Here is a 632-nt window from a genome sequence, read left to right as displayed (position 1 = left end):
CTATTGGTGCTTCAATTTCAGGTAATGGGCCAGCAATAGCCGCTGTAGCAAAACCATCCAACATATCAAACATTAAGAAAGTATTCTCACATTTAGAAGGGAGGATAAATGTCTTTCAAATAAATAACAAAAAGGCTGAGGTCCATGAATTGTGAAGTTGAAAAATCAAAAATTTCTGGAGAATTGGTTTGTCCACCAAACAAAAGTTATACTCATATAGCAGTTTTTTTAGCATCACTTGCAAAAGGAGAGAGTATTATCAAAAATGCTCTTTTTTCAGATGATACTAATGCAACGATTGGAGCTTGTAAAAAATTTGGTGTAGAAATTAAAAAATTAGAAAATGAATTAGTTATTAGAAATTCAAATCAAATCATTCAGCCGTCTACCATTGACGCTGCTAATTCTGGTACAACGATAAGGATTGCATCAGCTTTAGCAAGTCTTGCTGATGGAAAAACGACACTTTCTGGCGATCATAGTCTCAATCAGAGACCTATGCAACCATTATTGAATGCGTTAGAATCACTTGGAGCGAAATGTTCATCAATAGAAGGCCATCCTCCAGTTACGATTTCGGGAAAAATTATTGGTGGTGAAGTTACAGTCCCTGGCGATATCTCAAGTCAATT

Annotated in this window: 1 protein-coding gene; it reads left to right on the top strand. The window is 35.6% G+C overall.

The window, feature by feature from the left end:
• Positions 1-144: 144 nt before the first annotated feature.
• The coding region (locus tag V3W49_RS22780; RefSeq protein WP_500148230.1) for a 3-phosphoshikimate 1-carboxyvinyltransferase at positions 145-632 on the top strand (488 nt) is incomplete at its 3' end.

It is taken from the genome of Rosenbergiella sp. YN46 (genome assembly GCF_036620675.1).
Lineage (GTDB): Bacteria > Pseudomonadota > Gammaproteobacteria > Enterobacterales > Enterobacteriaceae > Jejubacter.
This window is presented reverse-complemented; position numbering and strand designations above follow the sequence as displayed.